Origin of the sequence: Aquimarina rhabdastrellae, from assembly GCA_947387485.1 — a bacterium.
GTDB lineage: Bacteria > Bacteroidota > Bacteroidia > Flavobacteriales > Flavobacteriaceae > Aquimarina.
Map to the genome: position 1 here is coordinate 17,021 of CANDNT010000013.1, position 24,088 is coordinate 41,108.

At 31.3% G+C, this 24,088-nt stretch carries 23 protein-coding genes; 12 read left to right on the forward strand and 11 right to left on the reverse strand.

Annotated features, from left to right (window positions below; translation table 11 throughout):
• Positions 1-39: 39 nt before the first annotated feature.
• Both ACYEKI_RS16455 and ACYEKI_RS16460 read right to left on the reverse strand, forming a co-directional pair.
• Positions 40-897 (reverse strand): peptidyl-prolyl cis-trans isomerase, encoded by an 858-nt coding sequence (locus ACYEKI_RS16455; RefSeq protein WP_459212297.1) that lies wholly within the window; start codon positions 895-897, stop codon positions 40-42.
• Positions 898-2,847 carry a peptidylprolyl isomerase gene (locus ACYEKI_RS16460; RefSeq protein WP_459212298.1) on the reverse strand — a complete coding sequence of 650 codons (1,950 nt, stop codon included), beginning with the start codon at positions 2,845-2,847 and terminating at the stop codon, positions 898-900. It lies immediately after the preceding gene.
• Positions 2,848-3,044: 197 nt separating this feature from the next.
• Here ACYEKI_RS16460 and ACYEKI_RS16465 point away from each other — a divergent pair, with 197 nt between their 5' ends.
• The 3 genes from ACYEKI_RS16465 (at position 3,045) to ACYEKI_RS16475 (ending at position 4,486) form a co-directional block, all read left to right on the forward strand.
• Positions 3,045-3,509 carry an SRPBCC family protein gene (locus tag ACYEKI_RS16465; RefSeq protein WP_459212299.1) on the forward strand — a complete coding sequence of 155 codons (465 nt, stop codon included), beginning with the start codon at positions 3,045-3,047 and terminating at the stop codon, positions 3,507-3,509.
• 89 nt (positions 3,510-3,598) lie between these two features.
• Positions 3,599-3,838, forward strand: a complete 240-nt coding sequence (locus tag ACYEKI_RS16470; RefSeq protein WP_459212300.1) for a hypothetical protein — start codon at positions 3,599-3,601, stop codon at positions 3,836-3,838.
• Between the two features lie 138 nt (positions 3,839-3,976).
• Positions 3,977-4,486: an OmpH/Skp family outer membrane protein gene (locus ACYEKI_RS16475; RefSeq protein ID WP_459212301.1), complete on the forward strand. Its 510-nt coding sequence runs from the start codon at positions 3,977-3,979 to the stop codon at positions 4,484-4,486.
• A gap of 227 nt (positions 4,487-4,713) precedes the next feature.
• On the opposite strand, the gene ACYEKI_RS16480 is transcribed toward ACYEKI_RS16475, so the two are convergent.
• The 4 genes from ACYEKI_RS16480 to ACYEKI_RS16495 are packed head-to-tail and all read right to left on the reverse strand — an operon-like array spanning position 4,714 to position 8,693.
• Positions 4,714-5,559, reverse strand: a complete 846-nt coding sequence (locus tag ACYEKI_RS16480; RefSeq protein WP_459212302.1) for a tetratricopeptide repeat protein — start codon at positions 5,557-5,559, stop codon at positions 4,714-4,716.
• A complete protein-coding gene (locus ACYEKI_RS16485; protein WP_459212303.1) occupies positions 5,531-6,607 on the reverse strand; it encodes a hypothetical protein in 1,077 nt (358 codons plus the stop codon). Before ACYEKI_RS16485 ends, ACYEKI_RS16480 begins: the two co-directional genes overlap by 29 nt.
• 24 nt (positions 6,608-6,631) lie before the next feature.
• Complete coding sequence (locus ACYEKI_RS16490) at positions 6,632-7,438, reverse strand: class I SAM-dependent methyltransferase (protein ID WP_459212304.1); 807 nt, start codon at positions 7,436-7,438, stop codon at positions 6,632-6,634.
• Positions 7,439-7,466: 28 nt separating this feature from the next.
• Positions 7,467-8,693, reverse strand: a complete 1,227-nt coding sequence (locus ACYEKI_RS16495; protein WP_459212305.1) for a pyridoxal phosphate-dependent aminotransferase — start codon at positions 8,691-8,693, stop codon at positions 7,467-7,469.
• A 383-nt stretch (positions 8,694-9,076) separates the two neighbouring features.
• Here ACYEKI_RS16495 and ACYEKI_RS16500 point away from each other — a divergent pair, with 383 nt between their 5' ends.
• Positions 9,077-9,310: a hypothetical protein gene (locus tag ACYEKI_RS16500; protein WP_459212306.1), complete on the forward strand. Its 234-nt coding sequence runs from the start codon at positions 9,077-9,079 to the stop codon at positions 9,308-9,310.
• Here ACYEKI_RS16500 and ACYEKI_RS16505 read toward each other — a convergent pair.
• From ACYEKI_RS16505 to ACYEKI_RS16525, 5 genes are all read right to left on the reverse strand, one after another.
• Entirely contained in the window at positions 9,279-9,584 is a 306-nt protein-coding gene (locus tag ACYEKI_RS16505) for a hypothetical protein (protein ID WP_459212307.1), read from the reverse strand. The two genes, ACYEKI_RS16500 and ACYEKI_RS16505, sit on opposite strands and share 32 nt — an antisense overlap.
• A complete protein-coding gene (locus tag ACYEKI_RS16510) occupies positions 9,584-9,838 on the reverse strand; it encodes a hypothetical protein (protein WP_459212308.1) in 255 nt (84 codons plus the stop codon). Before ACYEKI_RS16510 ends, ACYEKI_RS16505 begins: the two co-directional genes overlap by 1 nt.
• Positions 9,839-10,082: 244 nt before the next feature.
• Positions 10,083-11,057, reverse strand: a complete 975-nt coding sequence (locus tag ACYEKI_RS16515; protein ID WP_459212309.1) for a quinone oxidoreductase family protein — start codon at positions 11,055-11,057, stop codon at positions 10,083-10,085.
• 78 nt (positions 11,058-11,135) lie between these two features.
• The gene (gene guaB, locus ACYEKI_RS16520; RefSeq protein WP_459212310.1) at positions 11,136-12,608 is read right to left on the reverse strand and encodes an IMP dehydrogenase; all 1,473 of its coding nucleotides are present in this window, start codon (positions 12,606-12,608) and stop codon (positions 11,136-11,138) included.
• Between the two features lie 119 nt (positions 12,609-12,727).
• Positions 12,728-13,234 carry a nicotinamide mononucleotide transporter gene (locus ACYEKI_RS16525; protein WP_459212311.1) on the reverse strand — a complete coding sequence of 169 codons (507 nt, stop codon included), beginning with the start codon at positions 13,232-13,234 and terminating at the stop codon, positions 12,728-12,730.
• Positions 13,235-13,445: 211 nt separating this feature from the next.
• Here ACYEKI_RS16525 and ACYEKI_RS16530 point away from each other — a divergent pair, with 211 nt between their 5' ends.
• The 8 genes from ACYEKI_RS16530 (at position 13,446) to ACYEKI_RS16565 (ending at position 23,810) form a co-directional block, all read left to right on the forward strand.
• Positions 13,446-13,883 carry an SRPBCC family protein gene (locus ACYEKI_RS16530; RefSeq protein WP_459212312.1) on the forward strand — a complete coding sequence of 146 codons (438 nt, stop codon included), beginning with the start codon at positions 13,446-13,448 and terminating at the stop codon, positions 13,881-13,883.
• Positions 13,884-13,911: 28 nt separating this feature from the next.
• The gene (locus ACYEKI_RS16535) at positions 13,912-14,256 is read left to right on the forward strand and encodes a YciI family protein (RefSeq protein ID WP_459212313.1); all 345 of its coding nucleotides are present in this window, start codon (positions 13,912-13,914) and stop codon (positions 14,254-14,256) included.
• Positions 14,257-14,261: 5 nt separating this feature from the next.
• Complete coding sequence (locus ACYEKI_RS16540; RefSeq protein WP_459212314.1) at positions 14,262-15,539, forward strand: RNA polymerase sigma factor; 1,278 nt, start codon at positions 14,262-14,264, stop codon at positions 15,537-15,539.
• A 77-nt stretch (positions 15,540-15,616) separates the two neighbouring features.
• Positions 15,617-16,822, forward strand: coding sequence for a hypothetical protein (locus tag ACYEKI_RS16545; RefSeq protein WP_459212315.1), 1,206 nt, complete (start codon positions 15,617-15,619; stop codon positions 16,820-16,822).
• Positions 16,823-17,324: 502 nt separating this feature from the next.
• Complete coding sequence (locus ACYEKI_RS16550; RefSeq protein WP_459212316.1) at positions 17,325-18,008, forward strand: hypothetical protein; 684 nt, start codon at positions 17,325-17,327, stop codon at positions 18,006-18,008.
• On the forward strand, positions 18,005-18,604 hold the full coding sequence (locus ACYEKI_RS16555; protein ID WP_459212317.1) for a MotA/TolQ/ExbB proton channel family protein: 600 nt from the start codon (positions 18,005-18,007) through the stop codon (positions 18,602-18,604). Before ACYEKI_RS16550 ends, ACYEKI_RS16555 begins: the two co-directional genes overlap by 4 nt.
• Entirely contained in the window at positions 18,597-18,923 is a 327-nt protein-coding gene (locus tag ACYEKI_RS16560; RefSeq protein ID WP_459212318.1) for a DUF2149 domain-containing protein, read from the forward strand. The genes ACYEKI_RS16555 and ACYEKI_RS16560 overlap by 8 nt, the downstream gene beginning before the upstream one ends.
• Before the next feature lie 27 nt (positions 18,924-18,950).
• On the forward strand, positions 18,951-23,810 hold the full coding sequence (locus ACYEKI_RS16565; protein WP_459212319.1) for a cobaltochelatase subunit CobN: 4,860 nt from the start codon (positions 18,951-18,953) through the stop codon (positions 23,808-23,810).
• Positions 23,811-24,088: the final 278 nt, after the last annotated feature.

Genomic DNA, 24,088 nt, shown 5'->3' on the forward strand with positions numbered 1-24,088 from the left:
ATTGAACACAATAATACGATCAAACTACATATTTTATATTTAGTTATAGATTTCAAATTGTTTGTTTTTAATTGCATCTTTTGTTATATCCTTTTCTAATTTTCTTACTAATTCTTGCTTTCGTTTATTGATTATAATCTCCTCTATAGTAGGTTTTATGTACTCTAAAGGCGCTATATCGTTACGATAAAGAACTTTATTAATTTTGACCAAATATACACCTAAGGTGTCATCTATTTGTATTGTTTTTTGTTTTTTTAATATTTCTCGTTTCTTAAAGGTTTTTAGTTTAGGAATCTTAGTTACCATTTGATCCCATTTTACCCATAACGAATCTGCTAATGTGTGGCTAATGTATTGCAACTTATTTTCTGACAATTGCATTTTATCTTCTTCATTAAATCGCTCTAATTGCTCTTTTACACTATCCACATTTACATGATCTGTGGGTAATTGTACATATCTTAACTGTACTATAGTATCTTTAAGTTTAAAATTCTCTCGTTGTGCAATATAGTATGCTAGCAACTCTTCTGGCGAAACCTTTTTACTTATTGCCTTTGAGATTACTGCATTTTTATATCCATTGGTATATAAGGTGTTTTTATAGTCTTTGACTAAATTATCGTATTGATCCATCTCGTCCTGACTCAAATTCAATTTTGCTCTATCTAGAAATAACTGCTTTGTTGCCCACCTATTAATATAATTTTGTACTAGCGTAATACTGTCTTCTTTAGTGACGTTTTTAGGTATTTTTTTTACTATTTCATCCTTATATAAATACGATGTATTTACTCTGGCCACCACTTCTCGTGATTCCTTTTCTGAAAATGTATTACATCCCCAAATCCCCAAACATATTACTACTATATATATAATGAATCTTTTGTGCATTTAGCCTTGTAACTCTTTCTTTATCTTTTTTAACACTCGCTTATGAATGGTCACTGGATATTTTTTATGTAATCCTTTTAACCAGTTCTCTTCTATCTTCACTTGATAATCATTTAAAACTTTTCCTTTAACCTCATCAAGTGTTTTGTTTCTCGATTTATATACTTCTTCTATTTTAATCAGTGTATAATAACTGTTATCTTCTATTAATTCAACTATTCCCTTTTCTCCTTTAAAACCCTCTGGTAAGATTGCATTATCTTTACTAATCTTCTCTGAGGTTACTATTATTTTATTAGCGTTTTCTTTATTAATAGCTGTTTTTATTTCTTCTATATTTTTCCCTTCACTCAGTAATGTTTTTACTTCTTGAATAGCCACTCTATCTGTAGATGAAACTTTGATGATCTCATAACTCTCTTTTTCTTTATAATTGGTTTTATGAGATTCAAAATATTGTTTTAATCCTAAAGAGTCTTCTTTTGCTTTATTCCATATCTGAGTTTCCATTAAATCAAACAGCAATAACCCATCTCTATATTCATTGTAAACTTGAGCAAATTCTTCGTTATCATCTTCTAGATGCGCTTCATAATACTCAAGTATTTTATTTCTTTCAAATATTTTAAATGTTTCTGCTACTAAAGTATTAATATCTTTAAACCTGTTTCTTCTAAGACTTCTGTCCTGAAGGAATGTTGCAAAATCTTTATAGGTATATTGTTTTTTATCAATTCTTAAAAATTCCTTTTCAACTAGTAATTCTTTTGACATTTCTTTTTTACCTGACAACAATGTTTCTGGTGTTTTTTCTTTAAACTCTTTGATTGCCTCAGTATTAGATACTATCTGGTATTTCTTTTTTAAACCATTAATAAACGATGTTGTTACTAATTGTGATCTACTATCTCTTTTTACTTTTTTTGCCAATTCGCTTTTCTGACTTTCAAAAGATGGTAATGGATGTTTTTCTAATAGTTTTATGATATGCCATCCATAGGTAGTTCTTATTGGCTTTGATACTTCTCCTTTCGCTTTAAGCGAAAAAGCTGCTTTCTCAAAATCAACCGAGTTTAAAGCTCCTTTTCCAAATCGATTAATTTTTCCTCCATTTACAGCAGTATTACGATCATCACTAAATTGTTTTGCTAGAGCTTCAAAAGATGCTCCTTGAGCTAACTGTGTTTCTATTTCTTTAATCTTATCTTCTGCTTCCTTAAAGGTTCTCTTATCATTTTTTGATACCATGATATGAGCTACAGTTACTTCTCCTTCAAGTTTTTCTTTGGCATTAACTTTTAAAATATGATATCCAAACTGAGTTCTAAATGGCATTGTCACTTCACCTACAGCAGTTTTAAACGCTGCATCTTCAAATGGGTATACCATTCTAAAAGCCGAAAACCAACCCAAATCTCCGTTATTTCTCTTTGCTGATGGGTCTTCGCTAAATTGCTTTGCTATTGTTTTAAAATTTGCTCCATTAATAATCTTGGTTCTAAGATCTATGATTTTTTGATACGCTTTTAAGGTATCCTCTGGAGCAGCATTTTTATTTACTTTTATTAATATATGACTTGCATTTACTCGTGCTTGAGAACGATCATAAGCCTCTTTAATCAAAGCTTCTGTAGCTTGAGTATCTGTTAAATAATTTGCTGCCAATTGCTTTTTATATCCAGCTAATTCATTTTTATGGCTTTCTTTTTGATCCAAACCTACTGCTATCGCTTCTTGCAATTTTAATTTATAATTGATAAACAAGTCTAGGTATTCATCTATGTCTTTTTGGGTGTCATCTTTGACTAAATCTATATTTTTTAAATATACACGCTTAAATTCTGATGTGTATACTGGTCTATCAGCTATTGTTAGTAATACTTTATCTTTTTGTTGTGCCTGAAGCATTACAGTGCACATTAAAATTGCTATAAAAAATCTCTTACCCATAGTTATGTTGATGATATCTGTGTATTTGGACAAAAATAATAATATTAACACTTTTCGCAAGTGCTTATATCAACGAAACTTGGACTATAGTTCGTATATAAAACCATTTCTTTATATACTTTTTTCTTCCCCTGCATTTTATTTAGTATCTTTAATAGTATCATTTAAGGGCTTATTGTATTCAAATAATTTATCTCATGAAATATACTCATGCAATCGAACTTGAACTTTCTAGAGATCAAGTTTTACAAAAATTTGAAGACGAAAACACAATGAAACATTGGCAGAAAGGTTTCATTAGTATCACTCATATCTCTGGCAATAAAGGAAAAACTGGTGCTGTTAGTACTTTACAATACAAAATGGGTAAACGTGTTGTGGATATGGTTGAGACGATTACTCACGAAAATTTGCCAGACGAAATTCACTTTACTTTCGACACAAAAAATGTTTATAATATACAGCAGAACTTCTTTAAAGTACTCCCTAATGGTCATACCAAATGGATTGCTAAAAATGAATTCAAATTTGGTGGTTTTATGAAAATTATTGGATTCTTATTTCCCAATGCTTTTAAAAAACAATCCTATGCTTATATGAGCGCTTTTAAAACTTATATAGAAGATGGTATTAGTGTTCAAGACACTAATGCATCTTGCTAAATCTTATACATTTTTTTGAATCTTCTTTATTAGTATTGTTTTCACTTTAATTTCTTTTTATAGTTTTGAAACTCTTTTAAATAATCATTATGGGAAGAAAGATTAAGTTGATTTGGGATTTTAGAGGTCCTGCTGCAGAAAAAACTGCCATACATCATGTCATTCACCTTAAAGAGTTTATAGTTGCAGAAAAAATAACCTTAGACATTACCGGTCATCAAGTACTTAATGACATGCATAGCATTGCGTATATGGTAGTTACCGAAGAAACTATGAAACCTATAAGAGATGCTTTGAAACCGCATCGCGGACAACTCTACCAAGAATAACTTTTAAAGCTATGGTATAGATATTGTAATGGATATTCTATATTTGCAACGTTCGAAATTTATTTTCGTTATACAAACATAAAATACGAATCACTAAGGTAGTTTTATAAAACGTACCTTCCATTTAATTTTACATTCATGAAAAAAATTGTATTATCTATCGCGTTTGTATGCATTAGTATTCTTTCTTTTGCTCAAACTAAAACAGGAACATTTGATACTGACTTTGTATTATCAAAAATGCCTGAGTTAGCAAAAGTTCAAGAAGATTTAAAAGCATATAACACTACACTTGAGGCCGATCTTAAAGCTAAAGTTGATGCATATCAAGCGCTAATAAAAGAGTACCAAGCTAAAGAAGCTACGCTAAATGATGCTGATAAAAAAACAAAACAACAAGAAATTTTAACAGCAGAGAGCGATATTGCTAAGTTTAGACAAAACGGTGCTGGTCTTGTACAATTAAAACAAGAAGAATTATTACGCCCTTTATATCAAAAAATTGGTGCGGCTTTAAATGAAATTGCCAAAGCTCAAGGGTATTCTCAAGTATTTACTATCGGAAATAACCTAGCATATATTGACCCTAAGTTTGATCTTACAGAAGCAGTACTTACTAAATTAGGTATCAAATTAGAAAAAAAATAAATCTTTATCGATTTAATTAAAAAAGCTGTTTTGATATCAAAACAGCTTTTTTTTTATGCTTACCGCTACGTATACTATAGTTATTATGTATTTTCTATATATTTAATAATTGTTGTTTTTAACGACATCATAATCCAAAATGAAAAACGTTAAGAGGTTTTAGTTTGTTAGTTTTTGAGTACAAAAATCAACAATCATTATTCGATATCAATAAATATAATTCGCACTCAACTTTTAGGATTGATCTCTTTTAATTCTTCTAACTTATCTTCTACTTGCATTAAATAAATCTCATTATAAGCTTCTTTATAAGGATCTTTCTTTTTATATCCTTGCAAAATAAGTTTTCTAGCTTCTTCTATACATACTATAGCTTTTTCTTTTTCTCCTAATCCCCATAGCGATAATCCTTTGTAATAATATGCCATCGAACCTTTATCATATAGTTTTAATGATTGGTCATAATCTGCTATAGCCTTTTTATATTCTCCTATAGCAGCATAACTAATACCTCTATACACAATTGCATATACATCTACATAAGCAATTCCTTCTTCTGTTATAGCTTTGCTAAATTCTACTATAGCTTCATGATGCTTTTCTGTTGCTTGTAATATTTCTCCTTTTAAAAAGTTGACATTATTTCCCCAAGCATAATCTGCTTTATCAGGGGTCATCGTATCATATTGTTCTAAGTATTTTAAGGCTCGATCATAATCCTTATATAAATCGGTCATTAGCCATGATAGATAATATAAGGTCTCATCTGGATTTAACGCTAAGGCTTTTTCTAATAACGGAAATGCTTTGTGATAATCTCCTATTTTACTTAATCCTATTGATTTTCCATGATAATATTTTGCTACTTCTGGATGTAACAGAATTAAAGAATCTGCATATTTTTGCTCTTTAAGTGATCCTTGTAAAGACATTCCTCTTTCTATCGCATAATGATTTGTTAACTTCTCTTTTTCTTTAGCAGTAAGCTTACTAAAATCTTTAGGTTGTTCTTTACACGAAATCAAGATACTTATTACAAATACATTAAGGAGATATACGTATAATCTTTCCATCTTTTATTCTAAAATTTATATAGATATAGGTATCAATAGGTAATTGTGTTTGTTGATTTTTCCCAGGAATCCAATCTTGTAATCCTTTTACAATTGTAAGCAATTGCTTGCTTATCTCTGCATCAAAATCAATTAAGTTATAATCATAATCAAATGCCTGTGTTTCAAACATTCCTGCTTTTCCTTCACAATTAACCACAAATCGTACTTGAAAAATCCCTGTTGCTGTGCTTTGCTCTGGAGCGATATAATGTTCTTTGACTATTTTTCTTATATGATATAATCCTCCTTTAAATCTCGTTCCTTTATAATAATATCGATCGTATCTATTATTTTTATTGATATACTTATTACACAATTGAAATGTTTCTCGCTTTGCAATATGTCTTTCTTTGGGTTTTGCTGTATAACTATGTGTTGTAAATTTTCCGTTTTCAAATCTAAATACTTTCAGAGTATCTCCAGTAAACGAAAGTATTTGTTCTGCAAATTGATAATCTCTATTACACGCTAACTGATTTCCTTTTTTTATTAAAAAATATGCTTGGTGATATGATTTAAACTCATAACAATATTGTTTATAGCTTTCGTTTACTTCATTATACAATTTAAATTTATTATCAGTAGTAAATTGAAAAACACCTTCATTATCTTTCCAATCATTGTTAAGTAAAACCTCTCTAAGTTTAATTGTATCTAGTGGTTTTGTTTCTACTATACGATGTGCTTTAAACTGTATAAAGTCTAGCTGATTTTCATTAAGTTTCACTTTACGTTTATCATACTTAAAAGAATCAATTACTACAGCATCTTTTTGGAAAAGAAGTCTACTTTTTTTTAAAATATCTCCTTTCATACTTTCATAATAAACGCTGTCTTTCTTAAATCTTAAAATTAGAGCAGAAGGTTTATAAAAATCTATATCCATTTCTACTCCAGCAATTAACCATGCTCCTTCAAGCTCTTCTTGGTTAAGCTCTTTATACGAACCTTGACACCTTATCAAGAGTAATAATCCTAAGAAGAAACTTATATAGTAGATTTTCACAATAATGTTATTTTGATACTAAATTTATATTCCATTTTTTAAAGCCTCAATAGCATATACCATCGGAATTTTATTTCCTAAATGCGCTATTCTATATTTACCAGTTTCAAACTCAACTGTATTATCAAAACAGTCATATGGTGAATAATCATATTCATTCATAAGTTTTATTTGTAAACCATTTTCAATTAACGCATTTATAACTTCGCTCAAGCCATGATTCCACATTACATATTCTTGCGTTATAGCTGCTTCTTTATCTGCATAGGTTCCTTGTTCTGTTTCTACTATAGCTTCTACATTAAAATAATTATATGCAATAGATTTAAAATCATCATCAAACATCCACACCACAGGATGGAATTCTACAAAAACAAATTTCCCGTTAGGCTTTAAATATTCACTTATTATTTGTGCCCATTTATCTAGATTGGGTAACCATCCTATCGTACCGTAACTGGTATAAACAATATCAAAACTTTCTTCTAGATATTGCGGCAAATCATAGATATCACAACATATAAATTTTGCTTCGGTTTTAGTTTTTTGTACTAATTCTTTTGCGGTAGCAATAGCTTTATCAGATAAATCTACTCCTGTCACTTCTGCTCCCATTCGTGCTAGCGAAATAGTATCTTGACCAAAATGACATTGCAAATGCAGTATTTTTTTATCTTTTATATCACCCAATAACTCAAGTTCAATACTATTAAGAGATGTTTTTCCTTTTAAAAAACCTTCTACATCATAAAATGTAGATGTTAAATGTGCATCGACTTTATTATTCCACGAGGCTTTATTAATTGATAAATAATTTTCTTCTGGTTTCATTTTTCTAATATACTAAAAGTGAAATTCATCACATCGCTGTAATCCAGTCACATATTTTCTGTATTCCTGATACAACTTTTGGACAATCTCTATTTAGGTCAAATTCTTTTCCTATTCCTGGAGTTTCAAAATCTACAAAAGCTAATCTAGCTGCAAGATATTTTTCTTCAAAACCAAATGCAGTGGCTGGTAATATAGCAACACCTGTATCTTTTAATAGTTGCTCACACAACTGTATAGATGTTAGTATTCCTTTTTTAGCTAAGGCTTCTTTATGTGTAGAGAAATCAGGAAAAATGTAAAATCCTCCCTGTGGTTCATGTACTTTTATATTAGAAGCATTTAATTTTTCTGTACAAAATATCCCTATCTTATATAATATCTCGTTTTGATATGTTAAATACGATTTTATCAATTCAAAATCTTTATATGCCGTTCTTGCTGCTATTTGAACCGGAGTTGGTGCACATGAATACGTCTCTGAAGCAATCCCTATCAATGCTTTTTTAAACTCAGGAGCTACTGTATCATACAGCATGGCCACTCCTAAACGCCAACCACCTGCTCCACACCATTTTGAAAGCCCTGTTGTTGTGATTGTTTTTTCTGGATAATATTTTGCAAAAGAATGATGATCACCGCTATAGGTTAATAAACCATATATCTCGTCTGATATGACTAAAATATCCATTTCTCTTGCAACCTTAGCGATCTCTATTAACTCTTGTTCTGTATATGTAAGTCCATCTGGATTCCCTGGGTAATTGAGAATCATTATGGTAGTTTTATGTTCTTTTCTCTTAGTAGCTTCTCTTATAGTAGCTGATGTTACTCTCCATCTTTCTTCATATTTTGTTGCTAAATGTATACTGTTATGTCCTGCTAATTTTGTTTGAGGTTCATAAGAAACCCAGGCTGGAGCTGGTATCAAAACATCTGCTTTTTCAAAAGCCATTAAAATCGAAAAAAGTAATATTTTAGATCCTGGAGCTATTAATATATTCTCTGGTTTAATTACTAATCCATTATGTTTCTCATGAAACTTTGAAATGTTTTCTCTTAATTGTGCATCACCTTGTACAGATGAATATTCTTTATGATATGTAGCTTTAGTTAAACTATCTATAACAAATTCTGGTGGTAAAAAAGGGGATTGCCCAAATCCAAACTTGATGATTTCTTTTTTTTGAGCTTCTAAAACTTGTGATTGTGTATTGATTAATAAAGTTTGTGATTCTTCTATGTGTCGATACATATTTTATTTTGATTTCTTTTATGATTATGTTCTAATATAATTCAATAATTTGAAATCTTTCTTACAAGTGGTATTTTCTTAATCAAAAACATATTATTTTATCTCAAAACGAGGCAAAACAAAAAGGTAAAAAAAAATTAATATTCTTTGCTCTCGTACTACAACATCCGAGAAGTGATGTATATGATAGGACATCGCTATATCTCCTCAACAGAACGATACCTACATGAAAACCTAGAAACCCTCCATTACATGATAGAAAATTTGCATCTGATTGGGTAAAAGAATTAAAAATGCTTTTACAATGTTAACATTTTCGGGCTTTTTTATGTTAAAATTTAAAAATGGAAAGTTTAATTAACTGAGAGAAGCTAAAACCATACATGAGTAATCAAAATAAAAGTTTTGAGGAGTTATGTTATCAGTTAGTTTTTGAAGAATATTCATCAAAAGGTCAATTAACATCGATTGATGATAGTCATGGTGGAGACGGGGTTGAATTTTATTTAAAACTTACACAGTTTATGAGATACTGCCTTATAAAGAAACCTTCTGAAGGATTTCTTTTTTATTTTAATGTCTTATTTAGATCTTTAAAAACTTCTTTAATTTCTTAGGATTTTCCTTGTTATTCCAGAAAAGTAAAAGTTCTATAATTTTAAGATCTTCATGAACATCAAAATATAAAGTAGTTTGTCTAGAGATAACAAAAGATCTCATGTTATTTTTTGTTGATATGTTTCCTTGGATAAGTCCATTTTCGAGATTTTTAACAAAATCATCAACTAAATCCATAAACTCTATAACTTCATTAATAGACCAATTTTCGTTAATGTTTTCGAGTTCTTTTGCGTAAGATAATTCAGCGTTAGGTGTCCAAACTACTTTCATTAAGTAGGATTAGATATATTATACTTTTGCCTAAACTCTGCCATAACTTCTTTGTGAGAACGAACATTTCCCATTTGAGCTTGAGCTCTGCTCTCCAAAAGTATTTCTTGAATTTCAGAAGGAGATTCTGTAAAAAAATCACCTTCTTGCTTCTCGTAGTAACTTTTATGTAGCGCATTAACCATACGTAAAAAACGTTCGTCAGAGGAGTTAATGATGTCAATTAGTTTATTTCTCAAGTCTAATGTTCCCATAGTATTTGCGAATTACATAAACAAAGATACGAAAAACAGAGGAGTGCATAAGAAATTGAAGTAAACCTGAAAATAAACTTAAAAACCTTCTAAGTCAAAATGTGCCAAATATGTAGATTTAGAAGGAAGAAGGTTCTTTGAAAATAGGTTTTTAAAAAAGGATGAAAAAGCTCAAAAAAATGGCTGTAGCTACTATATCTTTCTATTTAATACAAGAACTGCTCTCTTTTTGATATTATCACCATTACGGAATTAATAATACTTTACTCGAACTTTTACCGCTCTCTAAGAAATCGTGTGCTTTTTTACCTTCTTCTAATTTAAATTGAACTGGTGTTTTTATTTTCACTTTTCCTTCTGCTATCCAATCAAAAAGTCGTTGTGCTCTTGTCCTTCTTTCTTCTTTCGAAGTTAGATAACTCCATAAATCTCCTCCAGTTAATGTTTTACTTGTATCCATTAACATTCTAGGATCTACATGAACAGGATCTCCTCCGCTCATTCCATAAAATACTACATGACCTCTTTCTTTGGTTACTTCAAAACTATCCATCAAAGTACTACCTACACTGTCATATACAATATCTACACCTCTTTGTTGTGTTATCTCTAGAACTTTTTCTTTCCAATTATCATCTAATAAAACAGCATAATCTGCTTTACAACCTTTTATTGTTTCTAATTTGGAGTTATTTCTTGTTAATCCTATAACTATTGCTCCTTTTGCTTTACATATTTGGGTTAAGATTTGTCCTACTCCACCAGATGCTGCATGAATTAAAACCACTTCTCCTGCTTTGACCTTATGACTATCTTCTGCCAAATATTGTGCTGTCAATCCTTGTAATAAAACCGAAGCTCCTAATGTAAAATCTGTATGCTCAGGAATAGGTATTGCATGTGTTTCTGGTACAACAACATATGCAGCATTAGCATAAGGTACGTCTGCAAATGCTATCCTTTCTCCTATTTGAATATTCTTAGTTTTAGATTCAACCACTACACCAGAACCTTCGTAACCGGCTATAAATGGTGGTTCTCCTTTTAAATGATAATTCCCTTTACGTCTGTAAATATCGGCATAGTTTAATCCTATTGCTTCCATTTTTAATAATACCTCACCTTCTTTTATATCAGGTTTAGGTAAATCTCCATATACTAAAACATCTGAGTTACCAAACTCAGAGAACATCAGTGCTTTCATTTTCTCTTTACTCATAATTCAATGCTATTCATAAAAAAATAAAGGATGTTGAAAGCTACAACATCCTTTATTTATAACTTATTAATCTTCTTTTTATCTCGAATAATTAGGTGCTTCTTTTGTAATTGTAACATCATGTGGATGACTTTCATTTATTCCACTTGCTGTTATTTTAACAAAACGCCCAGTTTCTTTTAATGTAGTTATATCCTTAGCTCCACAGTACCCCATACCTGCTCTTAATCCCCCTACAAATTGATGAATACTTTCATACAACTCTCCTTTATAGGCTACACGACCTACAATACCTTCTGGTACTAATTTTTTAATGTCATCTTCTACATCTTGGAAATAACGATCTTTAGAACCTTTTTTCATAGCTTCTACAGATCCCATTCCTCTATATGATTTAAACTTTCTTCCTTCGTAAATAATAGTTTCTCCTGGAGATTCTTTTGTACCTGCCAGTAATGATCCTAACATTACAGAATCTGCTCCAGCAGCAATAGCTTTAGGAATATCACCTGTATATCGTATACCTCCATCTGCAATTACTGGTACTCCGCTTCCTTTTATTGCTGCTGCAACTTCTAATACTGCAGAGAATTGAGGGAATCCTACTCCTGCGACTACTCTAGTCGTACAGATAGAACCTGGCCCAATTCCTACTTTAACCGCATCTGCTCCAGCTTCGACAAGATATTTAGCGGCTTCGGCTGTTGCTATATTTCCTACCACAACATCTAATTGTGGAAATTGTGATTTCACTTCTTTTAATACTTTTACCACTCCTTGAGTATGACCATGAGCTGTATCAATAATTATTGCATCAACACCTGCATTTACTAATGCGGCAGCACGATCTACAGCATCTCCTGTTACTCCTACAGCTGCTGCTACACGTAGTCTACCATACTCATCTTTGTTTGCTATAGGTTTTAAAGTTAATTTAGTAATGTCTCTAAACGTGATTAATCCTACCAAGACATAAGCTTCATTTACTACAGGTAATTTTTCTATCTTGTTTTCTTGTAAAATCTCTTCGGCATCTGCCAATGAGGTTCCTTCGCTTACAGTAACCAGCTTTTCGCTCGTCATTACTTCTGCAATAGGACGATCATCATTTTTCTCAAAACGCAAATCACGGTTTGTTACTATACCTAATAATTTACCTTCATCATCAACAATAGGAATACCACCTATGCTGTATTCTTTCATATTATTCTTAGCATCTCTAACTGTAGAATTTAAAGGCAACGTAACTGGATCGATAATCATTCCGCTTTCTGCACGTTTTACTTTACGTACTTTAAGCGCTTGCTCTTCTATTGTCATATTCTTGTGCAGCACTCCTATTCCTCCTTCTTGTGCCATTGCTATAGCCATTCTACTCTCTGTAACTGTATCCATAGCTGCAGATATCACAGGTACATTGAGTTTAATGTTTCTAGTAAATTGAGTTTGAATATTTACTTCTCTAGGAAGTACTTCTGAATAGGCTGGTACTAAAAGTACATCGTCGTAGGTAAGTCCCTCTCCAACGATTTTTGCGTCGTGTGCTGTCATTGCAATTAGTGATTTAATTGCACGCAAATATAATCGTTTTTACATTAACCTTAAGTAGTTTATTGACATTTTTGGAGTAAAATGACCTTTTTAGTATCATTTAACAATTTGATAACGTTTTATGTAGTCATTGGTATTGATGTTCTTTTCTTTAACAAAGCATATATAGCTACAATAATAGAAATAAGCTGCATCGTCATAAAAAAGTGTTGTTCTTTTTGATATGCAAATACAGCCATAAATGCATGTGATATTCCCATTATAATCCATCCTAATTTCCATCGATGCACTGCAAGCGAATGAATTGCTAATATAAAACCAATAGACACTATAAATTCTAATATGTGAACCTCATCCATAGTAAACAGCATTCCTAACATGGTAAGAATCATTATTGCATAAATAAAAATATTATTCTTTTGAGATGCTTTATGGTTTTTTAATCCATATAACATCAATGCAAAAAAACCTGCTTCTAGTATTAATAATAAATATACTTTAATGGAGATAAAATAAAGCATAGCAGTAGCCGAAGCTAATGCCCCAATAATCCATCCTGTACGTTTTTCTATACTTAGAAAAATTTTATTAGTGAAATACAATAAGGAAACTATAATCTCTAACATCAATAATTCTCACTTGATTTTATAAGGTGTCAAATATAATTTTTAATCTCAATTTACTATTCATTCTTTATTGTTTTAAGCTTTTTTTATGCTTCAGTCATTCTTTTATATTCAATTTTAAACATCCAATATTTAGTATTTTTAAAAAAAGTTATAGTTGTTTGTCCAAATTTCTCAAACACAAACGTCATATCATTATAAAAACGATATTATGACTTATACCATAAAACACCTTTTTCATATAGATACCTCAAAAACGTATGTTTATAAAGCACTCACTACTCTTGAGGGCTTATCTAGTTGGTGGACTGTAGAGACAAACGGTAATCCTTCTCTTGTTGATAATACAGTTTCTTTCAATTTTGGGACTATACAGGGGCCTACTATGAAAATAGTAGAACTCATTCCTGATCAAAAAGTTACTTGGGAATGTATTGAAAGTGCTCATGGTTGGGTAGGACATAAACTTACTTTTTTACTTGATGAAAATGATGATAAAATACGCTTGCGTTTCACTCACGAAGGTTGGGATACTCAAGATGATTTTTATGCTATTTGTAATTTTTCATGGGGTCGTTATATGGAAAGTTTACGTCAACACTGCCAATATGATTTAGGTGCGCCTTATGGAAGTAAAAATTATAAATAACTTTAATAACAATAATACCTTTTAACTCATGAAACAATATATGTATATTATTAGAGGTGGTGAAGAAATGGAAAACAATGCCTCTCCTGAAGAAATGCAAGAACACATGGAAAAGTGGCAAGAATGGATGGGTGATTTGGCTCAAAAAGATCAATTAATTGGTGGTGAACCTTTAATGAATGAAGCTAGGTCACTTACTCAAAAAGGACAACATATCACTGATAGACCTCTAGCCGAAGGAAAAGAATTAGTAGGTGGTTATATCATTGTAAAAGCTAATTCTCTTGATGAAGCTACAGCTTTAGCCAAAGGTTGTCCTGGTTTTGAACATGATTGTACTATAGAAGTACGTGAAATTAGATTAATGGATTAATATCATTGAATAATCATCATCTTATACAGGATACTTTAAATCATCTTTTCAGACAAGAATCTGGAAAGATGATTGCTGTTTTGATTAAAATTTTTGGAACAGCACATATTACCATAGCAGAAGATGTACTTCAAGATACTTTAATAAGTGCTCTTGAAACATGGAAGTTTAAAGGGATTCCTGATAATCCCAAAGCTTGGCTTTATCGCGTAGCTCGTAATAAAGCTATAGATATCATTAGAAAAAATAAACACACTCAACACATTGATTTTTCTGATACTAATAGTAATCGCGTTTTATTAACATCTGAATATACCTTGACTACTACTATGGATACCTATTGGGAAGATCAACACATCAATGACGATTTTTTGGCTATGATGTTTGCTTGTTGTCATCCTAAAATCAATCAAGAACATCAAATTACTTTTATTCTTAAAACTTTATGCGGTTTTAGTACCAAAGAAATTGCGCGTGCTTTTCTGACTTCTCAAGATACCATTTCTAAGAGAATTTACCGTACCAAAGAGTTTTTTAGAACTCAAAAAATTAAACCTAAAATACCCGAAAAGCATCAACTACAATCTCACCTTGACACAATTTTATATACCATTTATTTATTGTTTAATGAAGGATATAACGCCACTCATACAGACGAATTAATTAGAAAAGACGTTGTCGATCAAGCATTATATTTATGTCATTGTTTGGTACAACACAAACAAACACAATTACCTCAAGTTTATGCTTTAATGGCACTCATGTGTTTTCATACTGCTAGATTAGAAAGCAGAATTTCTATTCATGGTAATCTTATTTTACTCAAAGATCAACAACGAGAAAAATGGGATCAAGAATTAATCGCTACAGCTAATTATTATCTCAATAAAGCTGCTTTTGGGAGTCACCTAAGCTCATATCATCTTGAAGCAGCCATCGCTTATCAACATTGTATAGCAAAATCTTATCAAGAAACTAATTGGGCTATGATTCTTACATATTATGATTTATTGTATCAGCAACAACAGGATCCTATTATTTTTTTAAATCGCTGTTTGGTTATTTTAGAATTGCAAGGTCCTTTAATAGCGTTAAAAACCGTACAAAAATTATCTTCTTCAAAGCAAATAAAAGCTTATTATCTATATCATGCTATTCTAGGTGAAATCTACCATCGATTACAACAACAAGCCAAAGCTTCAACGGCTTATCAAAAAGCATTAAGCTTAACACAATCAAAAATTGAAAAAGCATTTCTTAAAGAGAAAATCGAAAAACTTTAATTTATAAATGTCATTCTATTATTTAAATCTAAAAGCATTCTATTATCTTTGCTTAATAATATAAATTCAATCAAAAAATGAAGAATATACTTTTTTCTCTAGGCATTTTCATGCTTAGCTTTACTAGCATTGCTCAATCATTATCAGAAAAACAAATGCAAAATGCAAGAGCTACAGGATATGCTATTGTAGCTGCAAAAAATCCCAATGTAAATTTTTCTATCTATATGATTAAATGGGATGGTGTTAATTCCTTAGAAGAGAACGCTCAAACTCAAATTAATGTTAATTGGCATGCTCAAGCAGTAATTAAAGGTAATTACTTTAGTCAAGCTTTTGATGGAGCAGATTTCACCAAATATAGCTCTGTATTAGTAAGCCAAGAATCTTTTGATTTACATAAAAATACTGGAACTGAATGGTGGATTGTTTGTAGTACACTTCCTCCTTTTAGTGAAGATGCTTATTTCAAAAATAATGTAGGTATTGGAACTAAATCTCTAAATCATAAATTAGCTATTTCAGATAATGATCCAGAAGTATTAATACAAGATAATGAAAGTACTACACACTCTGCTTCTATAAAACTAGCTACTTCTAGTGGAAATTGGAAACTCTCTAACCAAGGTGACTTCCATTTAGAAACAGATAAAAAATTATTAACAGTTAATCGAACAGGTTTTGTTGGAATAGGTACAGAAAATCCTATAACTAGATTGCATATCTATGGAAAAAATCCAACAACTAATAATGAGTATAATACTTTTTTTGATAGCAATTCTTTAAATTTTTCAACCCCTTCAAATGGTGATTCCTTCATTAATAAAAAAGATCATGGCGCTATTCGTTTTAGATTTGGCCCCGATTACACAACTAGAGTAACTATTAATAACATTGGAATAGGTATAGGAGTTAATAATACTCAAGGATATAAACTAGCAGTAGCTGGTAAAGCTGTTGTTGAAGAAATAAAAGTTGCACTACAATCAAATTGGCCCGATTACGTTTTTAATAAAGATTATAAGCTTTCCACTCTTAAAGAAGTAGAAAATCACATTAAATTAAATGGTCACCTAAAAGGTATTCCTAAAGCTAAAGAAGTTGAAAAAAATGGTATTTATCTAGGCCAAATGGATGCTAAGTTATTACAAAAAATAGAAGAATTAACTTTATATACTATTCAGCAACAAAAAGAAATCGATAAAATAAAAACCGAGAATTTACAATTAAAATCCTTAGTTGAGAGACTATCCAAATTAGAAAAAATTTTAGAAACGAAATAATACAGAAAAGAGCTATTAGATAAATAGCTCTTTTTTAATATTTAAAAGTCATAATTCAAAACTCGAAATAGCTTACCAAATAGTATTCCTTCTTTCTATTTTTACATAGCTATTGCAACTTTTACTTGAATATCCCGTTATTATCTTAAATTCTTATTAATAAAATACAAGTGAGTCCATTTTATCATTACGATCTAATGAAATATTGGTCTGCATTATCTATATTTTAGTTAAATGACAATTGAGTAGATCCTATATGTGCTCATCAGAAATAAGTGTTATAAAATCCTGAGTCATTTAATAAAGAGATCGTTTAGTAATTAAACGATCTCTTATTTTTTATATAACCACCTCATTCTATACTAATTACAAAATCCCATAAATCAATTTTCTTTTTTCTACATTTCTTTTATTTAAAATTAATCTAAATAAAATTTGTTTTATCCTTCTTCACTTCTATATTTGCACTTTATTTAGATTTAGTCTACATAAACAAAACATCATGTGGATATTTGTATTATTTTTCTTTAGCATAACGTTTTGCTATACTGTTCTTAATCTTTCTTTGGTTACCTCAAAAAAAGTATATGGTATTGCTTTAGCCATAACATTATTAATTCCTTTCAGTCTATATCAACTTTCGGCTCAACAAACTAATCAAACATTAGAATGGATTAGCAATCAGCCTAATTTAGTTTCAGGCATTGCTATGCTTCAAGTATTTGAAAGTTTTTTAATGCTTTTCTTTACTGTGATTCAATTAAAAGCGCATTATACCACAAAACCAAAAGTTTGGACTACATGGATAGCAAATATTCCTTCAGGTATATTCTTAATAGGAATTTTCTTTTTACAAACTTATTTATTCTTAGCTATAGATAATATCAACTATATCATATTAGCTTTTTCATTAGCTATTGGTATAGGTATACTCCTCTTTTTATCTAGTTTTTTTATCAAAAAACTGTTTAAAGACTGGGGAATTAGAGCAGAAATCAAAGCTTTAATTGCAGTTTTTCAACTCCTAGCGGCTATGTTTCTTCCGCTTATTGCCAAAGGGCACAAAGTAACTTTTACTCAAATTACAATAGAATTAACCCCCATCCTATTTACAGTCATAGTGATTTCTGCTTTGGCTGGTATAGGTTATCTAATATATAAACGTAAAAACAATTCGATTTTATGAATAGTGTAACTAATATTTTATACTGGATTTCTACAGGTTTACTCATTCCTGTAATTGCCCTTTTGTTATTCGGTTTTATACGATCATTAATGCTTCTAGGAGGTTTTTTTGGAATGTATATCAATCGTTTAAAATACGAAAACAAACAACAAGAATTCATTGCTCAAATAGAGCATACAGATATCGTTACGGATGTACATCAACAATTAAAAGGTAATAAACTTTTTAACACGCATGTGAAACGTCTTTTGGTTACAAAAGAAGATCATATTATAGATCATATCTTATCCGACTTTGAATTGGCTTCAGAAAAAGACTTAAGTAATTCTAAATCTTTGGCAAAACTAGGACCTATGATCGGATTAATGGGAACGCTAATTCCTATGGGACCTGCTCTGGTAGGTTTAGCTCAAGGTGATATCGCTTCTATGGCTCAAAACATGCAAGTTGCCTTTTCTACTACAGTAGTAGGATTATTTGCTGGGGCTATTGGATATGTTACTCAACTGGTTAAACAACGCTGGTACATTGCCGATCTTAATAAACTTGAATTCATTGCTAAGTGTATTCAACACAAAAAACAACAACATGCGTAGAGGTCATTTTTTAAAGTCAGATCACGATGATGATCCCATGTCTGGAATGGCCAATTTGTTTGACCTAGCTATGGTTTTTGCCGTTGCACTAATGGTAGCATTAGTTACTCGTTTCCAGATGACCGAAATGATAGCCGATGAGGATTTTACGGTAGTAAAAAATCCAGGTAAAGCCAATATGGAAATCATTAAGAAAAAAGGAAAAACTATTGAAAAATATAAAGGAACTCAAGGAAAATCTTCTAAAGGTAAAGGTAAAAAAGTAGGTACTGCTTATCAACTTGAAAATGGTGAAATCATCTATATCCCAGAAGAATAATCCTTTGCTCAATTAAATATAGTTCTCATGAAAAAAAATACCTTCATAAAAATAATACTAGCACTACTCCTTATTGTTCTAGGAGGATATTTCTGGTATCAATCACAAATTACAACCATAGGATTAATCAATTTTAGGGATTCTCAAATGGCAGAAATTGTTAAAGCAAACAACAATCGCTTTATCAAAACTGTACAAATTGATCCTAAAACTAACGACTTTTCTGAGCTCACCTCTTATCCTGTAATCTATTTGTTTCACATTAGCATTCTAACAGAAGAACAGCGAAACAATCTAAAAAAAGCAATGGATAATGGTAGTAAAGTTCATGTATTATTAGCTACCAGTAAAGAGAATGACTTTAGTAATATTACTGGAGATGATTTAAAATATATCAAAGATTGTTTTGACAACGAAGGTGTAGCTAATATTAAACGCTTTTTAAATTACTCTCGTAAAGTTTTTGATAATCGTTCTTTATTTGTAGAAGATATAACACCTCCAAAAGTTTTTCCTAAAGATCTATTTTTTAGAATAGGTACTGCAGATTACTTTGAAACTCCCGAAGCATATTGGGATTATTACAAAAAACAAGGTCTTTATAAAGAAGGTAAACCTAAGATTGTTATCATGAGTGCAAATAGCGGATCACAATCTCAATTCCGCTCATATATGGACAAGATGATTCTCAATCTTGAACAACGTGGGTTTAACGTAGTAGCTCTCGAAGGATTTAAAAAGAAACTTGCTAACTTAAAAAAGTTACAACCAGATATGGTCATTAACTTCCCTCACGGAAGAATTTCTTTTGGAGAAGAAGCCGTTGATTGGTTAAAACAAGAAAATATCCTATATCTAACCCCTCAATTAGTTTATCAAAAAGAAGAAGCTTGGAAAAATGACCAACAGGGTATTTCGGGCGGAATCATGGGACAAAATATTGTTGTTCCAGAACTTGATGGAGCAATTCATCCTTTTGCTGTAGCTGCCGAGTATATTAACGAAAGTGGTTATCACTCTTATCAACCTATTCCTGGTAGAATAGAACGTTTTTGCGAAACAGCAGAACGTTGGTTAAATTTAAGAGCAAAGCAAAATGCCGATAAAAAATTAGTCATTTATTACTACAAAGGAAATGGTAAAAATGCACTTGTTGCTGGTGGACTTGAAGTTGGTAATTCTATTTTTAGCGTATTACATCATCTTAAAAAAGAAGGGTATAATTTGGGAGATTTGTCAGATGATTTTGATCATTTCATGAATCGTATCCATACAGAAGGTCCTCTACTTGGGGATTATGCATTGGGAACTCTAAACAATTTTGTTAAAACTGGATCTCCAGAGTTAATCCCTACTGCAACATATGAGTCTTGGTTATCTTCAGAGTTGCATCCTGATAGTTATAAACAAGTGGTAGATAGTTATGGTAAAGCTCCAGGTACCTATATGGTCACTCAAAAAAACAATACTCCCCATCTTGTTATTCCTCGAGTTCAATTTGGTAATGTGGTATTAATGCCTGTTCTTGCTGCCGCTCTAGGCGAAAATGAATTTAAACTAGCTCACGGTGTTCCTAAAGCACCTCCTCATGCCTATATCGCATCTTATTTATGGGCTCGCAAAGGATTTAATGCAGATGTTGTTGCACATTTTGGAGCGCACGGTAGTGTCGAGTTTACCCCTTGGAAGCAGTTATTGCTTTCGCTAAAAGATTGGCCAGAAGCATTAATCGCTCCTGTTCCTCATTTGTATGTTTATTCTATTGACAACATAGGTGAAGCTATGATGGCAAAACGTAGAACTTATGCTACAATGTTATCTCATCTTACGCCTCCTTATTCTGATGCACAGCTTTATGGAGATTTAAAAAACATTTCTGAAGTATTACATAAGTATGGCGAAGTTCAAAATCCAGCAATTAAAGCGCAACTCAAAAAACAAATTCTTACCGTTATAGACTCTTTATCTCTAGACAAAGATTTAGAACTAAGTAAAGAGCAAATAACTGCTTTGGATAAAGAAACCATAGCCGATATTCATCATTACCTGCATGAGGTAGAACGTGAAAAAATTATCATGGGATTACATACCTATGGTGTTTCTCAAACTCCAGAAGAGCGTAATGAAACGGTAAGAATGATGGCCATTGATCCTATTGCTTCTAGTCTAGAAGAATTAGCTACTTTACAACATAAAGTAATCAAGCCCAAAAAGAAAAAGCATCATCATAAGCACAGTCATGATCATAAACATAAAGTACATGAAAAAACATATCATTCGCTAGACGAAATCGCCTCAGATGATTATGAAGCTCAAGCTAGTTTTATGATTAAAAAAATTCTATTAGAAAATGAAGAGCCGTTGCATTTCTTTGGTCAAGAAAGAGAGCAACTATTACAAGAACTAGAAAAAACATATGGATCTCTAGAAGAAAGTCCTATTTCCGCATATTATGGTGGGAGTTATGCTAGAAAGAAGAAAGAAAAAAAGAAAAAAGCTAAGGATTCAAAAGAAGAACTGGTTTATGATATTAAAACGCATAAAATGGTTCCGAAATCTAGTTTGCAAAAAGAAGAAATGACACTTAAAAAAGCTGAAGGTTTATTTGTTCACCTTTCGGCTAATCGCAAAACAGCCAAAGGAATTAATCACCTTATGTCTCCCGAAGGTTTTAATGAACTCTCTGGTTTACTTGATAATAAAAGCTTCAAACAATTTGAGACTACTGCTAACTTTAACAAAGACGTAGCATGGAAAGTACAGGTTTTAAAAGATAAATATTTTAAACAATTATTAGAATTCATACAAGATAGCACACAAAAAGTTACCGTTTTAGCACTAGCTAATGATAACGCTATCCAAAAAAGAATTGAATCTTATCATTCAAAAATTGATCAAGGGATTATAAAAAAGGCTAACGAAAATGATCGTCTACAAAGTTTCCTTAACCTTTATAAAATCTCAGAAGAAGCCTTATCTAAACAACTTAAATTAGATGAAAAAGCAACTGTTTTAGCACAACAAAAAACATTAGATTTTTATTTAGAAAACATCGACGCTATTACTGAAACTACACTAGAAGGTCAAAATGACTTATTCGCTGTTCAAGCTATACTAAAAAGTACTAAAGGAACCGAAATTCTTCAACGTAAAAAACAGCTAATCGCAAAACAATGGGTTCGTATTCAAACTAAAGAAAAACAAATACTTGCAGCTTTATTACAGCTAAGAGAGAATTTACTAGATATTCCTAATTATCGTGAAGGAATTAATAGTTCTCCATCACTAGAATTAGATGCTTTTGTTAATGGTATGAATGGTGGTTATATAGCTCCTTCATCTGGTGGTGATCCTGTTTCTAATCCATTGGCTGTACCTACTGGAAAGAATTTATATTCGATTAACGAACAAGTAACTCCTACCAAAGAAGCTTTTGAAGCTGGACAGATTCTAGCACAACAAGTTTTACAAAAACATATTGCTAAACATGGACAATATCCTAAAAAAATAGCCTATTCTTTATGGGGTGGTGAGTTTATTCGTAATCAAGGATTAAACATCGGACAAATATTCTATATGCTTGGAGTTGAACCGGTACGCAATTCTTATGGACGTGTACACGATGTTAAATTAATTCCGATAGAAGAACTTAAACGTCCGCGTATAGATGTTTTAGTGCAAACTTCTGGACAGTTTAGAGATTTAGCTGCTTCTCGTATTAACTTAATCCATAAAGCTATTCAAATTGCTGCAGATGCAGAGGATAATGGTGCTTACGAAAATTATGTCAAAGAAGGATCTGCGCTTGCCGAACGTCAAATGAAAGAAAAAGGATTCTCTCCAGAAGAAGCTCAAAAATTCTCTAAAATCAGAGTCTTCGGAGGGCTTAACGGAAACTATGGAACAGCAATCATGGGATTAGTAGAGCAAGGTGATAAATGGGAAACCGAAGAAGAAATCGCTGCTACTTATACCAAAAACATGGGGGCTATGTATGCAGATGGAAATTGGGCTTCGTATAAAGAAGGTTTATTTGAAACCATGATGACCAATACCGAAATTGTAATGCATCCTCGCTCATCAAACGAGACGGGACCTATTTCTCTAGATCACGTATATGAGTTTATGGGTGGATTAACAGCTAGTATTCGAGTGGCTACTGGGAAAGATCCTGATGGATATTTTAACGACTATAGAAATCGATACAATCCAAAAGTACAAGGATTAAAAGAAGCAATATGGACAGAAACCAGAACCAATCTTTTTAATCCTAAATATATAAAAGCACAAATGCAAGAAGGCGAAAGTGCTGCTGAAGGTTTTGCAGAAAACTTTAGAGATACTTATGGTTGGAATGTGATGAAACCCGATGCGATTGATAAAGAAATCTGGGAAGGATATTATGACATTTATGTTAAGGATAAACAGGAATTAGGTACCATAGAATTCTTTAAAAACACTAATCCTTATGCCTTACAAGAAATGACAGCTGTAATGCTAGAAACAATTAGAAAAGGATATTGGAAACCTAATGAAACTGTAGTTAAAGACATCGCTCAAATGCATGCTTCTTTAATCAAGGATCATAAAGCTGGTTGTAGCGGGTTTGTTTGTGATAATACTAAATTAAAAGAAATGATTACCGAGTTACTTGCTGGCTCAAGTTTACAAGAAATATATACCAGAGAAATCGCTACTGTAAGAGAGGGTGATGCTCAAAATCAAGAAACTGAAGAAGGTATGGTACTTGAAAAAGAACAAATTACCTTGGATAATATCACTCAATTAATAAAAGAAAACCTTTCTACGCTTATTCTACTCATTTTATTACTAGGTGGAGCAATCACTTGGGGAGTTATTAAGCGCAAAAAAGAACACGAAGATTAACGTTCTCATTATATAATTAGTTATCCCCTTAGTTTAAGTTGATATACTATACTAAGGGGATTAACCTCATAACGATCCTCTACTACATTAGTCAAACTAATGTATATCCTATATCCCACTTATAGGATATAGTTCTTAAATCTTACCTCTATATAAATCTGATTATCAAATTAAAAAAATGTTGTTTTTATTAAGTCTAAATAATAATAAATAATATATTTGCATCACAATACTTTTTATTAAGAATGATTCTAAACAAAATACATATTATATTCCCC

Coding starts and splice junctions, on each gene's coding strand:
- ACYEKI_RS16460 (WP_459212298.1), bottom strand. CDS start 2,847: ATGGGTAAGAGATTTTTTATAGCAATTTTAATGTGCACTGTAATGCTT.
- ACYEKI_RS16475 (WP_459212301.1), top strand. CDS start 3,977: ATGAAAAAAATTGTATTATCTATCGCGTTTGTATGCATTAGTATTCTT.
- ACYEKI_RS16455 (WP_459212297.1), bottom strand. CDS start 897: ATGCACAAAAGATTCATTATATATATAGTAGTAATATGTTTGGGGATT.
- ACYEKI_RS16510 (WP_459212308.1), bottom strand. CDS start 9,838: ATGGGAACATTAGACTTGAGAAATAAACTAATTGACATCATTAACTCC.
- ACYEKI_RS16465 (WP_459212299.1), top strand. CDS start 3,045: ATGAAATATACTCATGCAATCGAACTTGAACTTTCTAGAGATCAAGTT.
- ACYEKI_RS16500 (WP_459212306.1), top strand. CDS start 9,077: ATGAGTAATCAAAATAAAAGTTTTGAGGAGTTATGTTATCAGTTAGTT.
- ACYEKI_RS16490 (WP_459212304.1), bottom strand. CDS start 7,438: ATGAAACCAGAAGAAAATTATTTATCAATTAATAAAGCCTCGTGGAAT.
- ACYEKI_RS16545 (WP_459212315.1), top strand. CDS start 15,617: ATGAAGAATATACTTTTTTCTCTAGGCATTTTCATGCTTAGCTTTACT.
- ACYEKI_RS16470 (WP_459212300.1), top strand. CDS start 3,599: ATGGGAAGAAAGATTAAGTTGATTTGGGATTTTAGAGGTCCTGCTGCA.
- ACYEKI_RS16495 (WP_459212305.1), bottom strand. CDS start 8,693: ATGTATCGACACATAGAAGAATCACAAACTTTATTAATCAATACACAA.
- ACYEKI_RS16525 (WP_459212311.1), bottom strand. CDS start 13,234: ATGTTAGAGATTATAGTTTCCTTATTGTATTTCACTAATAAAATTTTT.
- ACYEKI_RS16480 (WP_459212302.1), bottom strand. CDS start 5,559: ATGGAAAGATTATACGTATATCTCCTTAATGTATTTGTAATAAGTATC.
- ACYEKI_RS16535 (WP_459212313.1), top strand. CDS start 13,912: ATGAAACAATATATGTATATTATTAGAGGTGGTGAAGAAATGGAAAAC.
- guaB (WP_459212310.1), bottom strand. CDS start 12,608: ATGACAGCACACGACGCAAAAATCGTTGGAGAGGGACTTACCTACGAC.
- ACYEKI_RS16565 (WP_459212319.1), top strand. CDS start 18,951: ATGAAAAAAAATACCTTCATAAAAATAATACTAGCACTACTCCTTATT.
- ACYEKI_RS16505 (WP_459212307.1), bottom strand. CDS start 9,584: ATGAAAGTAGTTTGGACACCTAACGCTGAATTATCTTACGCAAAAGAA.
- ACYEKI_RS16530 (WP_459212312.1), top strand. CDS start 13,446: ATGACTTATACCATAAAACACCTTTTTCATATAGATACCTCAAAAACG.
- ACYEKI_RS16515 (WP_459212309.1), bottom strand. CDS start 11,057: ATGAGTAAAGAGAAAATGAAAGCACTGATGTTCTCTGAGTTTGGTAAC.
- ACYEKI_RS16555 (WP_459212317.1), top strand. CDS start 18,005: ATGAATAGTGTAACTAATATTTTATACTGGATTTCTACAGGTTTACTC.
- ACYEKI_RS16550 (WP_459212316.1), top strand. CDS start 17,325: ATGTGGATATTTGTATTATTTTTCTTTAGCATAACGTTTTGCTATACT.
- ACYEKI_RS16560 (WP_459212318.1), top strand. CDS start 18,597: ATGCGTAGAGGTCATTTTTTAAAGTCAGATCACGATGATGATCCCATG.